Source organism: Nonomuraea sp. NPDC050383, from assembly GCF_044459125.1.
GTDB lineage: Bacteria > Actinomycetota > Actinomycetes > Streptosporangiales > Streptosporangiaceae > Nonomuraea.
Map to the genome: position 1 here is coordinate 404,498 of NZ_JBITIP010000006.1, position 14,339 is coordinate 418,836.

Genomic DNA, 14,339 nt, shown 5'->3' on the forward strand with positions numbered 1-14,339 from the left:
GTGCGGCGACCTTCACTTCCTGACCGGGCTCGTGACTGCATCTGTTAACAGGCTCGAAACACTGGTAGTTTAGGGAGCGCTCCCAATAGATCTTGGGCGAGGTGCGCCGTGACCGATTTGCCCACGCTCGCACAGGTAGCGGCCGAGGCCGGGGTCTCCCAGGCCACTGCTTCGCGCGTATTGACTGGCACGGTCAGGGTCAGCACGTCGACCCGCCGTCAGGTCTACGACGCGATGTCACGCCTGGGGTACGTGCGCCACCGGGCGCCCCGCGGCGCTCCGGCGCGCCGGGCGGCCGGCGGGGTGGCGGTGGTGATCTGCGACCATCTCCACCGGCTGTTCTCCGATCCGTACTACGCGCGGTTCCTGTCGGCCGGCGGCGACGCGCTGGCCGAGCTGGGCCTGCCGATGATGGTGATGACCGTGCCGCCCGCCGACCCGGGCATGCTGCCCACGCTCGCCTCCGGGGCCGACGGGGTGCTGCTGATCGCCGCCCGCAAGGAGCATCCGCTGGCGATCACGCTGTCCACCTCCGGCATCCCGGTACGCGGGATCGGACGGCCGCCCGACGACGTCAAGGTCCCGTACGCCGACGTGGACAACCGCGACGGCGCCCGGCAGGCGGCCGAGCACCTGTTGCTCAGCGGGCGCCGCTCGATCGGCGTGATCGCCGGCCCGCCGACCCTGCCGGCCGCGCAGGACCGGCTGGAGGGCTTCGTCGGGACGCTCCGGCAGGCCGGGGCGACCGACGTGCCGGTGGCGTACGGCGACTTCGGGCTGCCGTCGGGCACGCACGCCATGCAGTGGCTGCTGCGGCGCTCGCCCGGCCTGGACGCGGTGTTCGCCGCGTCGGACCTGATGGCGGCCGGGGCGATCAACGCGCTGGCCCGCGCCGGCCGCAGGGTGCCGGACGACGTCGCGGTGATCGGGTTCGACGACTCCCCCGTGGCGCGTCGCACCGTGCCGGCGCTGACCACGGTGCGCCAGCCCGTGGAGGAGCTGGCGATCCTCGCCATCCGGCTGCTGCTGTCCGGGACCGTGTCCGTCAACCCGATCCTGCCCGCGGAGCTGATCGTCCGTGAATCAGCATGAGCCGGGGGACGTCCTGGCCCGTCGTTACGTGCTGCTGGAGCGCATCGCCCTCGGCGGCACGTCGGTGTTGTGGCGGGCGCGGGACGCGTCGCTGGAGCGGCTCGTCGCGGTGAAGGTGCTCCAGGACGAGCGGGAGCTGGCGCGCAGGGAGGCCAGGACCACCGCCCGGCTGGAGCACCCGGACGCGATCGAGATCTACGACTACGGCGAGACGGTCACGGCGCAGGGCCGGGTCGCCGCGTACGTGGTGATGCGGCTGCTCGACGGCGTGCCCGTGGCCGAGCGCCTGTCGGCGGGGCCGCTGCCGTGGCAGGAGGCGGCGGCCACGGCGGCGCGGATCGCCCGGGTGCTGGAGTCGGCGCACCGGCAGGGCATCGTCCACCGGGACGTGTCCGCGGAGAACGTGCTGCTCACCGGCTCCGGGCCGAAGCTGCTCGACTTCGGCATCGCCGCCCCGGCCGGGGACCCGGACGACCAGCGGGGCACGCCGCCGTACGTCTCGCCGGAGCGGCTGGCCGGCGCGCCCGTCCACCCGGCCGTGGACGTGTACGCGCTCGGGGTGCTGTTCTTCGAGATGGTCACCGGCGCCCCGCCGTACCCGGAGCGGACGTGGGAGGAGCTGGAGACGGCACGCCGGAGCAGGCCGTGCCCGCGCCCGGCAGGGGTGCCCGGCGAGCTCGCGCTGCTGTGCCGGCGCTGCCTCGACCCGTCGCCCGCGAGGCGGCCCACGGCGGGCGAGGTGGCCGACCAGCTCACGGCCGCGCTGCGCCGCTCGGTGACGCGCCGCAGGCTCAGGTACGGCCTGGCGGTGCTGGCTCTGGCGCCGGTCGCGGGGACGGTGCTGTGGCTCGGACCGCGGGCCGCCGAGCAGGAAACCCGCGTGCCGTCCGGCCCACCTTCGGCGGTGGCCGAGCCACAGCCCCAGGAGACGCGCGCCGACCTCCCAGCGGCGGCGCCCCTGGTCTCCTCGTCGCCCCTGGTCACCTCCTTGCCGCTGGTCACCTCCTTGCCGCTGGCCTCCTCGTCGCCGCGGTTCACGTTCGCGGCGCGCCCCCTCCCCCGCGCGCTGGACCGCTTCCACGACGAGCTGGCCGCGGGGGCCGCGGCCGGGCGGATCCGTCCTGACGTGGCGCTGGACCTGCGTCAGACGCTGGCGCACGTCACCTCGCGCGGCGGGGTCGCGGAGGTGCGGCGCAAGCTCGGCGACCGGCTGCGGGAGGGAGCGGTGGAGCCGGGCCTGCGCGGCGACCTCGACGCCCTGCTCGCCGAGATCGCCGCCGCCTTCCGTTAGGGGGCCGGGTCAGGGGGTCCGGGAGCAGGACAGGGCAGGAGCGGCGTTGGTGCCGTTCCAGCTGCCCAGGAACCCGAACGTGGCCGTCCCGCCCGCCGCGATCGCGCCGTTGTGCGACTCGTTCGCGATCGTGTACGGGCTCGCCGTCTGGCCGGTCCGGGCGTTCCAGATCTGGGTGATCTTCTGCCCGTCGGCGAAGGTAAGAGTGACCGTCCAGCCGGTGGTGGGCGTGCTGCCGCCGTTGGCGACGGCGACCTGCCCCTGGAATCCGCCCTGCCAGCTGCCGACCTGGCTGTAGGTGGCCGTGCAGCCGCCCCCGCCCGATCCGCCGGTGGTGGCGACCGTCACCGTGTTCGACACCGCCGAGGTGTTGCCGGCCGCGTCACGCGCCCGCACCTGGAAGCGGTACGTCGTGCTCGGCGACAGGCCCGTGGCGGTGAACGACGTCGTGGCGGACGTGCCGACGACCGCGAACGAGCCGGTGGCTCCGGCCCGCAGCACGTCGTAACCCGTCACGCCCACGTTGTCCGTGGACGCCGACCACGACAGCCCCGCCTGAGCCGACGTCACGCCGGACGCCGCGAGGCCCGCGGGCGCCGTCGGCGGGCTCGTGTCCGTGGAGCCGCCGTAGATCGTGGCCTCGCGGGCGGTGGCCTGGATGCCGTTGGCGCCGTTGAACAGCCGCTCACCCCACGCGGTGAGGCGGGTGGCGTCGAACGCGGTGACCTGGTCGAGGTACTCCACGCCGCCGCCGTTGCCGCTCCACGACCATCCGAGGTAGCCGATGCCCCGGGCCTGCGCCTGCGCCATGATGGTGTCCTCGTCGGGGTCGCCGTCGGAGTGCATGTTCCCGAACTCCCCGATCACCAGCGGCAGGCCGGCGGTCCGGAAGGCGTCCAGGTAGGCGTTGATCTCGGCGGCCGTGTCGTAGACCCCGTACATGTGCACGGAGAAGACCGTGTTCTTCTGCGGGTCGGCGTTGAGCACGGTCGCGGCGTTGTCGCGCATCTCCCCCTTCCAGTCCTGGCCCCAGGCGGGGGCGTCGACCATGAGCAGGTGCTGGAACCCGGCGTCGCGCATCCGGGTGATCGCGGCCGAGGTGGCCTGCGCCCAGCCGGGGGTGACGGCGTTGTTGCCGATCGGCTCGTTGCCGAGGTTGATGATGACGTGGTTCTCCTGGCCGGTCAGCACGCTCCGCAGGCCGATCCAGTACGTGACGGCCTGGTCGAGCGTGTAGGCGCCGCTCTGCTCGCCGTAGCCGGTGGTGTCGTGGTCCTCCAGCACGCAGATCAGCCGGTTCTGCTTGCACAGGGAGATCACATCGGCCACGTCGGCGGCCGAGTTGGCGGTCCACCGGCCGCCGCTGAGCACGACGCGGACGGTGTTGGCGCCGTGCGCCTTGATGCCGGCGAACGAGCCGGTCTCGTTGGGATACCAGGTGTGCGCGTGGCTGGTGCCCCGCATCACGAACGCGCTGCCGTTCGCCTCGACGACGCGGGTCCCGCTGACCCGCAGACCGGTCGCCGCAGAGGCCGGCCGCGGGATCAGCAGGATCGCGCCCACCAGCGCGAGCAGCACGATCAGGCTCGTGGTGATGGGTCGGGTCATGGAGCGGTCATCCGTTCGGGAAGAGGGTGCCGTAGTCGGCCGCGGCCATGGCGATGTCGGCCTGCGCCCAGAAGCGGTGGTAGGTGAAGGACGGCGCCGAGCCGCCGTTCAGGTAGCTCTGGACCTTGGACCAGTCGGGGTCCTGCTTGTAGAAGGAGCGGATGTCGAGGAACGTCTTGCCGGAGCTGATGACGTCACCGTTGGGCATGGTGCCGGTGTAGTCCGGCGGGATGTACAGGCCGGTGTTGGTGGCGTCGTTGTGCGGGTCGTCGAAGCGGTTGTAGTCCTCGCGGGTCTCGCTCACCGCGGCGCCCTTGGCGTCCTTGTGGGTGAGGATGCCGTCGATGAGGTTCTTGGCCCCGGCCTTGGCGGTGGCGCTGCCGGACTTGGCGGCGTACCAGGCGAGGGTGCGGGCGTAGGCGGCGGCCACGCCGACGTCGTTGGTGGTGTTGACCACGGTGACGTGCAGGCCGGGGTTGGGGCCGGGGACGCCGCCGCCGCTGTAGCTGGCAGCGGGGGCGCCGGTCCACGTCATGTCGTTGGGGATGCGGTAGTTGCCGCCGGCGCCGAACGTGGTGTTGGCCAGCGCCCACGGCACCCACTTGTCGAGGATGGACTTGGCCTTGGCGTCACCGGTGACGTAGTAGTACTCGGCCACCCGCTCCAGCGACCACGCCTGGAAGCCGAACCACCGGTTGCTCGGCGGGTCGTGGTAGACGGGCTGCTGGTCGTAGGCCCAGCCGTAGAAGGTCGGCGTGCCGGCGGGCGGCGCCGCGTAGGACCCGTTCCAGCTGTTGGTCGCGCCGCCGGCGATGCCGCCCTCGGCTGACTGGAGCCACAGGTAGGAGTCGAGCTGCCGGTTCAGGCTGGTCTGCCAGTCGGAGGCGGCCGTCGGCGACTGCGGGCGCAGCGAGGCGGGGCCGGCGGGCGACAGGACCCAGGCGGCCAGCGGGTTCTGGTAGCCCTGGTGCCAGGAGCTGGAGCCGACCCGCCACGCCCAGGCGCCGCCGTTGTCGCCGCCCCACGCGTAGTACCAGGTCAGCAGGTACGAGGAGCTGCTCTTGCCGGTACCCGGCGTGCAGGAGGGCGAGGTGCAGCCGGGGTTCTTGAAGTACTTGTCGTAGAAGGAGTAGCGGAGGAAGTCGCCCATCTTGGCGGCCTTGGACAGGGTGGTGGACAGCTGCGACTGCTTGCCCTGCGCGGTGGCCCAGGTCAGCGCCCAGTACGCGGCCTGCACGGCGCGGGCGTCGGCGTCGGGGGCGTTGGTGTAGCGCCACTGGTTGGCGCCGCCGCCCTGGATGAACAGCGGCGGGTAGCCGGCGCCGGACTTGCCGTAGCGGCCGGTCTCGCACGACGGGTGCGCGACGGTCTCCCAGGCCGACTCCTGCGGGCCGCGCTGGAAGGTGTTGATGTAGGTGACGCGCTTGGTGTTGTCGCCGCACTCGCTGAGGCTGGCGCCGCGGCCGGTGCCGTAGCCGTAGACGTCGTCCACGTCGAGCAGCCAGTGCATGCCGTAGATGTTGCGGTTGCCGTACGTGCTCTGCAGCTCGTTGGCGAGCGGGTCCTGGCCGGCGACGACGCCGGTGTCCAGCGCCACCGGGTAGCCGCTGGGCTGCGGCTTCTCGGGCGCGTAGTCGGCGGGGTCGCTCGGGTTGTAGGTGGAGGAGCCGCCCGGCTGGCCCGCGGCCGACGGGATGATGTACTGCTCCATCACGTTCCAGGCGTTGTTGAACGGCGCCCAGTTGCCGGTGACCCTGCCGTACTGCGCCTCCAGCCAGAGCCAGAAGCTGAACGCCTCGGACGTCGTCTCGTGGCCCTGGTCGGGGGCCTCGACGATGAGGGTCTCGACGGAGTGGTACGGGATGCCCTCGGGCGAGAAGTAGCCGTTGGCGGGGTCCTTGAGCTTGTTGTACTGGTTGGTGAACTCGGTCAGGTACGAGTTGCTCTGCGGCGCGTCGTCGTCGGCCTCGGTGGCGGTGACCGCGACGCTGGTCAGGCCGGTCGAGGCGACGGTGATGGGCCGCGTGCCGTTGGTGGTGTCGCTGTCCTGGGCGGCCGACACGGTGACGTTCTGGACCGTGTTCCAGTTGGCGGAGGTGAAGGTCAGGCTCGCGCCGGAGGTGACGGTGAGGTCGGCGTCACCGCTGCCGGCGGTGGAGGTGACGGTCACGTTGGCGGAGGGCTGCGTAGCCAGGCGGACACCGTAGGTGGCGCTGGAGCCCTCGGGGACGATCACCGCCGCCGGGCTGACCTGGATGGCCTGCTGCCCGGGGTCGGGGCCGGGGCCGCTGCCGCCGCAGGTCACGCCGTTGATGGCGAAGGTGGTGGGGTTGGTGTTGGTGCCGCTGTAGGAGCCGTTGAAGCCGATGGTCCACTGGGCGCCGGTGGCCTGGCTGCCGTTGTAGCTGAGACTGGTGGCGGTGACGTTCTGGCCGGACTGGCTCCAGTTGGCCTGCCAGCCCTGGGTGACCTGCTGGCTGCCCGGCCAGGTGTAGGTCAGCCGCCAGGAGGTCAGCGGATCGCCGGTGTTGGTGATGGTGACGTTGGCGCCGAAGCCGCCGCCGCTGTCCCACGACTTCACGTACGTGACCGAGCAGGCCACCGCGGCCATGGCGGTGCCCGCGCCGGCCAGCGCCGTGGAGACGGACAGGACGAGGACGGCGAGCGCGGCGAGGAGACGATGTCTCATGAAAGTCCTCTCGGAATGGGAGCGCTCCCAACACGCTGGGGTTACGCGGATGTTAAGCGCGCGCCGATGCGCCGCCCAGGAGAGGCCCGCGAGAGGGCGGCGGTTTCCAGGTCGGGACGGGCGTGACCCTGAAAGTTTCACCGCGCGGCCTGCGGGGTGACGGGCCGGGATGAAAGTTTCACGGCTCTGGTGCGGGTTCGGGGCGCCGTCTCACCGGAATCTGTACACGGATGTGAATCCGGGCTATGGATGGGAGCGCTCCCACCTTCTGAGAGGACCCCCCACATGAGAAACCGCCTTCTCGTCGCGGTGTGCGCCCTGTTGACAGGGCTCGCCACGGCGCTGATGTCGGCAGCACCGGCGCAGGCCGCCGTCGCCTGCTCGGTCACGTACGCGAAGACCTGGGACAGCGGCAGCGGCTTCGGCGCCAACATCACCATCACGAACACGGGTGAAGCCCTCAGCTCCTGGCGGCTGACCTACGCCTATGCCGGCAACCAGCAGGTGTCGCAGGGCTGGCAGGCGAACTGGAGCCAGTCCGGCCAGAACGTCACCGCGTCGAGCCTCAGCTACAACGGCAGCCAGGCCTCCGGGGCGCAGTGGACGATCGGCTTCAACGGCTCCTACAGCGGCACCAACACCAACCCCACCACCTTCGCCATCAACGGCGTGACCTGTGGCGGCAGCGGCCCCGGACCGGACCCGGGCCAGCAGGCGCTCCAGGTGACCCCGACCGCCCTGAGCGTGCCCGAGGGCTCCAGCGCCACCTACGCCGTACGCCTGGCCACGCAGCCGTCGGCGAACGTGACCGTCACCTCCACGGCGGGCACCGGTGACAGCAACCTCACCGTCACGGGCGGCGCCACCCTGACCTTCACCTCGGCCAACTGGAACACCCCGCAGAACGTCACCGTCTCGGCCGCCGAGGACAGCGACACCACCAACGGCACGCGGCCCATCACCGTCGCCTCCAGCGGCCTGACCAGCGTGACCGTCACCGCGACCGAGACCGACAACGACACCGGCGGCGGCACCGGCCACGTCGACAACCCGTACGCCGGGGCCACCGGCTACGTCAACGCCGACTGGTCGGCCAAGGCCGCGGCGGAGCCCGGCGGCTCGGCGGTCGCCAACATCTCGACCGGAGTGTGGATCGACCGCATCGCGGCCATCGCCGGCACCGGCGGCGCCAAGGGTGTGCGCGCCCACCTCGACGCCGCCCTCACCCAGGACGCGGCCAACGGCAGCGCGCCGCTGACCATCCAGTTCGTCATCTACAACCTGCCCAACCGTGACTGCTCCGCGCTGGCCTCCAACGGCGAGCTGCTCGTCTCGCAGAACGGCCTGGCCCGCTACAAGACCGAGTACATCGACCCGATCGCCGAGATCATGTCGGACCCGAAGTACGCGGCCCTGCGGATCGTGACCGTCGTCGAGATCGACTCGCTGCCCAACCTGATCACCAACACCAACCTGGCCAAGTGCGCCGAGGCGCAGTCGTCCGGCGCGTACGTGCAGGGCATCCAGTACGCGCTGAACAAGCTGCACGCCATCCCGAACGTCTACACCTACCTCGACGCCGCCCACCACGGCTGGATCGGCTGGTCCAGCAACTTCGGCCCGACCGCGGACCTCATGGCCTCCACCGCCCGCGGCACCACGGCCGGCTACGCCAGCGTGGACGGCTTCATCACCAACACCGCCAACTACTCCGCCCTGACCGAGCCGTACTTCACGGTGGGCACCACCGTGAACGGCACGTCCGTGCGCCAGTCGAAGTGGCTGGACTGGAACGACTACGTGGACGAGCTGACCTTCGCCCAGGCGTTCCGTAACGCGCTGGTGTCGAAGGGCTTCCCGTCGACGATCGGCATGCTGATCGACACCTCCCGCAACGGCTGGGGCGGCTCCGCCCGGCCGACCGGTCCGAGCACCTCCACGAACGTGGACGAGTTCGTCAACCAGTCGCGCGTCGACCGGCGCATCCACGCCGGCAACTGGTGCAACCAGAGCGGCGCCGGCCTCGGCGAGCGTCCGCGCCCCAACCCGGCGGCCGGCCTCGACGCGTACGTGTGGATCAAGCCTCCGGGTGAGTCCGACGGCTCCAGCACCGCGATCAGCAACGACGAGGGCAAGGGCTTCGACCGGATGTGCGACCCCACGTACACCGGCAACGACCGCAACGGCAACAACCTGACGGGGGCGCTGCCCAACGCGCCGCTGTCCGGCCACTGGTTCTCCGCCCAGTTCCGGCAGCTGCTGCAGAACGCGAACCCGCCGCTGTAACCCTTCCCGCTAAGACCTTCCCGTAGGTCTGGTACGGCCCCGGTCCCGCTCCCGTCGGCGGGCCGGGGCCGTACCCTTTCCGAGACGTGTTCCCCGGGCGTGAAAGTGATCGGGCGGATCGGGCGATAAGAGATGTCCGCAGATCGCGTCCGGAGGGTGGCAGATGACGGGGGAAGCATCGTGACGGCGTTGCCGTGGCCAGATGCGCGGCCTGACTCGGGGCGGCCTGAATCCGGTCGGCCTGAATCCGGGCTGCCTGACTCCGGTCGGCTGGACTCCGGGCGGCTGGACTCCGGGCGGCTCGATGACGCCGAGGCGTTCGCGGCGGTGTTCGACGCGTGCTTCGGCGAGATCCACGCGTACGTCGCGCAGCGGCTCGGTCCGGACCACGCCGAGGACGTCGTCTCGGACGCGTTCCTCATCGCCTTCCGCAAGCGCGCCCAGTACGACCCGGCGCGCGCCACGGCGCGCGCCTGGCTGTACGGCATCGCCACCCGGCTCGTCGGCCGGCACCGCCGTCAGGAGGCGCGGGCGCTGCGGGCGCTGGGCCGCTACGGGTCCGAAGCGGAGAGCGCGCCGGGGCACGAGGAGCGGGTGAGCGCGCGGGTGAGCGCGCAGAGCCTGCGGCCGGAGCTGGCGGCGGCCCTGGCCGGGCTCGCCTCGCGTGACCGCGACGTGGTGCTCCTCGTGGCGCTGGCCGGGCTGAGCCACGAGGAGATCGCCACGGCCCTCGGCATCCCGTACGGGACGGTGGGCTCACGGCTGAGCCGGGCCCGGCGCAAGCTGCGCGAGGCGCTCGGCGGCAGCAACCCGATGCTGGAGCTGGAGGAGGCCGGCCGTGGATGAGCTGGAGCTGGTCCGCGACCTGTACGGCGAGCCGCCGCGGCCGGACCCGGAGGTCAGGGCCCGGGTGCGGGCCCGGTGGGAGGAACGGCCGGAGGAACGGCGCCCCGCGCGGGGGCGGGCGCCGTGGGCCCCCCGGCCGGCGGGACGGGCGCGCGGGCGAGGGCCGGGCCGGCGCGGGTTGTGGGCGGCGCCGCTGGCGGGCGCGGTGGCGACGCTGGCCGCCGTGCTGTTCGCGTACGGCCTCGCCGGTGGCGCGGGCATCCCGGCCGGACCCGCGCAGAGCACGGCGACGGCGCTGGACGGGACGGCGTTGGACGGGACGGCGCGGGGCTCGGCAGAGGGCACCTCGACGGTCCAGGGGAGGGCGGTGCTGCTGGCGGCGGCGGCCACGGCGGCCTCGGAGCCCCCGCCGCGGGGCGCGTACTGGCGCGTCTCCCGGCAGAGCGGCGCCAAGGTCACGACCCTGTGGGTGGCCCGCGACGGACGCGCCTGGATCGCCGAGCACGCGGAGGGAACGGCCCCCGGCACCGGGGTGAAGCAGGTCGCCAGGCCGTTCACCATGGCGGGCCGGGCTCTGTCGCTCACGGAGATCGAGCGGCTGCCCGCCGGGACGGACGCGCTCAAGCGGCGGGTCGCGGCGCTGCTGCCGCCCGGCTCCGGCGACGGTGTGCTGGCCGACGCGGTGAGCGGGCTGCTGTGGAGCAAGCCGTCGCCGCCCGCCGTACGGGCCGCCGCCTACCGGCTGCTCGCCGAGCTGCCGAACGTCCGCTACCTGGGCCGTGCCACCGACCCCAAGGGGCGGCCGGGTGAGGCGTTCGCGTTCACGCCGGACGCCGCCACGGGGGTGCGGCGGACGCTGGTCGTCGACCCGGTCAGCTCGCAGGTGCTGTCCAGCAGCGACAGCGCGGACGGCACCGGGCGGGACTCCCCGGCGGACCGTGACGAGGTCGTCCTCACGGCCGGCTGGACCGACGAGGGCCCGCCGTGACCGGCGCCGCCGCCCGCTAGAGCCAGTCGCGCCGTTTGAAGACGAGGTAGAGGGTCACGCACACCACGCCCATGAGCACGATCGCGAACGGGTAGCCGAGCACCCAGTGGGTCTCCGGCATGACGTCGAAGTTCATGCCGTAGATGGTGCCGACCAGCGTGGGCGCGAACAGGATGGCCGCCCAGGCGGAGATCTTCTTGACCTCCTCGCCCTGCCGGATGCTCGACTCGGTCATCTTGGCCATCTCCGCGTTCTGCGCCTGGGTGACGAGCGTGGAGTTGATCACGAGGATGTCCTGGAGCATCTGGCGGAAGGCGGCGACCCGCTCGTTGACCGTGATGGCGTGGTCGGCCACGTCGCGCAGGTAGCTCTGGAGCTCCTCGTTGACCCCGTACTTGGCGGCCCCGGCGATGAAGCCGTCGATCATCCGCACCAGCGGCGCGGTGGCCCGCTGGAACTCGATGACCTCGCCGGACAGCTCGTACACGCGCCGCGAGACCGACGGGTCGCCGCTGAACACCTGCCCCTCGATCTCCTCCAGGTCCTTCTGCAGTCCGGCGACGACCGGCGCGTAGCCGTCGACGACGGCGTCGAGGATGGCGTACAGGACCGCCTGGGGTCCCTGGCGGAGCAGGTCGGGGTCCGATTCCATGCGCTTGCGCACGCCCTGGAGGTCGGGCGCCTCGGCGTGCCGTACGGTGATGACGAAGTTGGGGCCGACGAAGACGTGCAGCTCGCCGAACGCGACCTCCTCGACGTCGTCGAGGTAGCGGGCGGCGCGCAGCACCACGAAGAGCGTGTCGCCGTAGCGGTCGGCCTTGGGCCGCTGGGAGCCGACGATGGCGTCCTCCAGCGCCAGCTCGTGCAGCTCGAACTCCTCGGCGAGCTTGACCAGCTCCCACTCCTTGGGCCGGTAGAGGCCGATCCAGGCGAGGCTGTCCGGCGTCTTGTTCAGCCGCTCGAAGGCGTCGGCCATGGAGCCGGGGTTGTCCACGCGCTGGCCGTCCTGGTAGACGGCGTTGTCGATGACGGTCGGCCGGTACGGCGGCTCGTCGGCGGCGCGCGGGTCCATCTCGTGCTCGGGCGCGTCCTGGCGGGCCGCCTCGCCGCGCCTGAAGCTCCTCATCCGTGCCACGCCGTTCCTCTTCCCGCCGGCCGATCGGGTGACCGTCTCCGACGGTCCCGGGTGGTGTCGTGCCATATATCCAGCCGATCCTTCACTTTTTTATCAGATCACGTCCGCTACGTCGTCCCGGCGAACGGCCCGTGACCAGCGCGCGAACGCGCCTCCACACGGAACCGCCGGCACTCGTCACCTGCCCAGCCGGACGGCCGTCAAGCGGGCCGCACGCGAGGGGCCCGACCCGGATAGGGTCTTGTCTCGATGAACGAGCTCTGGGCCCACCTCATCAAGGCACAACCCGACCCCGCCCCCTGGGTCGTGCCGGCCACCGCTCTGGCGGCGCTCGCGATCGTGTCGTTCAGGACCCCCTGGCAGCTGAGCCGGGGTCTGATCACGATCGCGCACGAAGGGGGCCACGCGCTGATGGCACTGCTCACCCGGCGCAAGCTCGAGGGCATCCGGCTGCACTCCGACACCTCGGGCGTGACGCTGACCCGGGGCCGCCCCAACGGCCCCGGCATGGTGCTGACCGCGCTCGCCGGCTACCTCGCGCCGTCGCTGCTCGGGCTGGCGGCGGCGTGGCTGACCGAGCAGGGGCGCATCACGCTGCTGATCTGGAGCGTGCTGCTCTTCCTCGTCTGCATGCTGCTGCTGATCCGCAACCTCTACGGCGCGCTGATCCTGCTGGCGACGGGCGGGGCGGTGTTCGCCCTGTCGATGTACGCGCCGAACCAGGTGCAGCAGGCCGTGGCCATGGCGGCCGTGTGGTTCCTGCTGTTCGGCGGGGTGCGGCCGATCGTCGAGTTACAGCGCAAGCGGCGGCTGCGGCAGGCCCGCGACTCCGACGCCGACCAGCTCGCCCGGCTGACGATCCTGCCGGGCGGCTTCTACGTGTTCTTCTTCCTGGTGGTGGCGTGCGCGTCGGTGGTGGCCGGCGCGTACCTGATGAATCCCCTCTGACCGGCCCGGCCGGGCCTTCGTCAGCCGGAGGCCAGCCGGTCCAGGGCGACGCGGACCAGGCGCCGCTCGTCCTCTGACAGCGGCGCCAGGAACACGCGCTCGGCCTCGTCGATCGCCGCCGAGCCGTCCCTGAGCACGTCGCGGCCGTGGGCGGTGAGCTCGACCGCGTTCTTGCGCCGGTCGTCGGGGTGCGGCCTGCGCGCCACGAGGCCCTTGCCCTCCAGCGCGTCGATCATGGCGACCATCGTGGTGCGGTCGATGCGCAGGGCCTGGGCGGCCTGCTGCTGCGACATCGGCGTCCGCGCGTCCAGCACGGTCAGCACGGCCAGCTCGCGCGTGTCCACGCCCAGCGGCTCCAGCGCCGGCCCGGTGAGCCTGGCCAGCCGCGACTGCGCGTGCTTGAACAGGTAACCCAGGCGGCGTCTCGACACAGGGGTCATTCTCGCACTAGCCTAATCATCAGTCTTACTGACGATCAGTGGAGCTGACATTGCTGAGCTTCGGCATCAAGACCATCCCCGTCGGCGTCACGTACCCCGACCTGCTGCGCGTCTGGCAGGAGGCGGACGAGCTGCCCGCCATCGAGCACGCCTGGCTGTGGGACCACCTCCTGCCGCTCTTCGGGCCGGTGGACACCCCGATCCACGAGGGCTGGACCATCCTGGCCGCGCTCGCCGCCCGCACCGAGCGCCTCGCCTTCGGCCACCTGGTGACCAGCAACCTCACCAGGTCGCCCGCCCTGCTGGCCAAGATGGCGGCGACCGTCGACGCCGTCGCGCCCGGGCGGCTCGTCCTCGGACTCGGTGTGGGAGGCACCCATCAGCCCGGCGACACCCTCGTGCCCAGGGAGTACAACGCGTACGGGCTCACCATCGCCACCCCCGGAGAGGGCGTGGCCAGGCTCGCCGAGTCGTGCCAGATCATCAAGCGCATGTGGACCGAGGACCGGTTCGACTTCGACGGCCGGCACTACCGGTTGCGCGACGTGGTGTGCGAGCCCAAGCCGGCCCGCCGGCCGCCGCTCCTCATCGGCGGCTGGGGCGACAGGACCCTCGGCGTGGTCGCCGAGCACGCCGACATCTGGAACGTGCCCGGCCCGCCGCACAACTCCCTCGACTTCATCGCCGAACGCTCCCGGGCGCTCGACGAGCGGTGCGCCGCCCTCGGGCGAGACCCCGCGACGCTGACCCGGTCCACCCAGGTCATGGTCTCGTACGACGACCCGGGAGCCACCCGCGCGGCCGTCAAGGAGCTGGCGGCGATCGGGGTGACCCACGTCGTGCTCAACCTCCGGCCGCCCTTCCCTGAGGGCGTCGCGCGGTGGGTCGTGGACGAGATCATCACCCCGGCCGCCTCCTAGAGCCTGTTTTGTGGATCTCATGTGAGCCATAGCAACAGGCAGACGATGGTGACACTTGCCTGGTAGTGAACGGCGAGCTTGTCGTAGCGGGTGGCG

General features: G+C 72.0%; 11 protein-coding genes. 7 read left to right on the top strand and 4 right to left on the bottom strand.

Annotation, left to right across the window (positions count from 1 at the left end):
* Positions 1-108 precede the first annotated feature (108 nt).
* Positions 109-1,092 carry a LacI family DNA-binding transcriptional regulator gene (locus tag ACIBG4_RS18545; RefSeq protein WP_397202780.1) on the top strand — a complete coding sequence of 328 codons (984 nt, stop codon included), beginning with the start codon at positions 109-111 and terminating at the stop codon, positions 1,090-1,092.
* Positions 1,079-2,383 (top strand): protein kinase, encoded by a 1,305-nt coding sequence (locus tag ACIBG4_RS18550; protein WP_397202781.1) that lies wholly within the window; start codon positions 1,079-1,081, stop codon positions 2,381-2,383. The genes ACIBG4_RS18545 and ACIBG4_RS18550 overlap by 14 nt, the downstream gene beginning before the upstream one ends.
* A gap of 9 nt (positions 2,384-2,392) precedes the next feature.
* Here ACIBG4_RS18550 and ACIBG4_RS18555 read toward each other — a convergent pair whose 3' ends face one another.
* Together ACIBG4_RS18555 and ACIBG4_RS18560 are read right to left on the bottom strand one after the other, a co-directional pair.
* Entirely contained in the window at positions 2,393-3,991 is a 1,599-nt protein-coding gene (locus ACIBG4_RS18555; protein WP_397202782.1) for a cellulase family glycosylhydrolase, read from the bottom strand.
* Between the two features lie 7 nt (positions 3,992-3,998).
* Entirely contained in the window at positions 3,999-6,680 is a 2,682-nt protein-coding gene (locus ACIBG4_RS18560; protein ID WP_397202784.1) for a glycoside hydrolase family 48 protein, read from the bottom strand.
* A 285-nt stretch (positions 6,681-6,965) separates the two neighbouring features.
* On the opposite strand from ACIBG4_RS18560, the gene ACIBG4_RS18565 reads away from it, so the two are divergent.
* From ACIBG4_RS18565 to ACIBG4_RS18575, 3 genes are all read left to right on the top strand, one after another.
* Complete coding sequence (locus ACIBG4_RS18565; RefSeq protein WP_397202785.1) at positions 6,966-8,966, top strand: glycoside hydrolase family 6 protein; 2,001 nt, start codon at positions 6,966-6,968, stop codon at positions 8,964-8,966.
* 189 nt (positions 8,967-9,155) lie between these two features.
* On the top strand, positions 9,156-9,812 hold the full coding sequence (locus ACIBG4_RS18570; protein WP_397202786.1) for an RNA polymerase sigma factor: 657 nt from the start codon (positions 9,156-9,158) through the stop codon (positions 9,810-9,812).
* Positions 9,805-10,800, top strand: coding sequence for a hypothetical protein (locus tag ACIBG4_RS18575; RefSeq protein ID WP_397202787.1), 996 nt, complete (start codon positions 9,805-9,807; stop codon positions 10,798-10,800). The genes ACIBG4_RS18570 and ACIBG4_RS18575 overlap by 8 nt, the downstream gene beginning before the upstream one ends.
* A 16-nt stretch (positions 10,801-10,816) precedes the next feature.
* On the opposite strand, the gene ACIBG4_RS18580 is transcribed toward ACIBG4_RS18575, so the two are convergent.
* Entirely contained in the window at positions 10,817-11,926 is a 1,110-nt protein-coding gene (locus ACIBG4_RS18580) for a magnesium and cobalt transport protein CorA (protein WP_310711235.1), read from the bottom strand.
* Between the two features lie 258 nt (positions 11,927-12,184).
* On the opposite strand from ACIBG4_RS18580, the gene ACIBG4_RS18585 reads away from it, so the two are divergent.
* Complete coding sequence (locus tag ACIBG4_RS18585) at positions 12,185-12,883, top strand: M50 family metallopeptidase (protein ID WP_310711236.1); 699 nt, start codon at positions 12,185-12,187, stop codon at positions 12,881-12,883.
* Between the two features lie 20 nt (positions 12,884-12,903).
* On the opposite strand, the gene ACIBG4_RS18590 is transcribed toward ACIBG4_RS18585, so the two are convergent.
* Positions 12,904-13,314 (bottom strand): MarR family winged helix-turn-helix transcriptional regulator, encoded by a 411-nt coding sequence (locus ACIBG4_RS18590; RefSeq protein WP_397202788.1) that lies wholly within the window; start codon positions 13,312-13,314, stop codon positions 12,904-12,906.
* 47 nt (positions 13,315-13,361) lie between these two features.
* Between ACIBG4_RS18590 and ACIBG4_RS18595 the strand changes: the two genes are divergently transcribed.
* Complete coding sequence (locus ACIBG4_RS18595; RefSeq protein WP_397202789.1) at positions 13,362-14,243, top strand: LLM class flavin-dependent oxidoreductase; 882 nt, start codon at positions 13,362-13,364, stop codon at positions 14,241-14,243.
* Positions 14,244-14,339: the final 96 nt, after the last annotated feature.

What these genes read in the sequence shown, in the direction of transcription:
- ACIBG4_RS18555 (WP_397202782.1), bottom strand. Translation starts at nt 3,991, where the DNA reads ATGACCCGACCCATCACCACGAGCCTGATCGTGCTGCTCGCGCTGGTG.
- ACIBG4_RS18560 (WP_397202784.1), bottom strand. Translation starts at nt 6,680, where the DNA reads ATGAGACATCGTCTCCTCGCCGCGCTCGCCGTCCTCGTCCTGTCCGTC.
- ACIBG4_RS18565 (WP_397202785.1), top strand. Translation starts at nt 6,966, where the DNA reads ATGAGAAACCGCCTTCTCGTCGCGGTGTGCGCCCTGTTGACAGGGCTC.
- ACIBG4_RS18580 (WP_310711235.1), bottom strand. Translation starts at nt 11,926, where the DNA reads ATGAGGAGCTTCAGGCGCGGCGAGGCGGCCCGCCAGGACGCGCCCGAG.
- ACIBG4_RS18585 (WP_310711236.1), top strand. Translation starts at nt 12,185, where the DNA reads ATGAACGAGCTCTGGGCCCACCTCATCAAGGCACAACCCGACCCCGCC.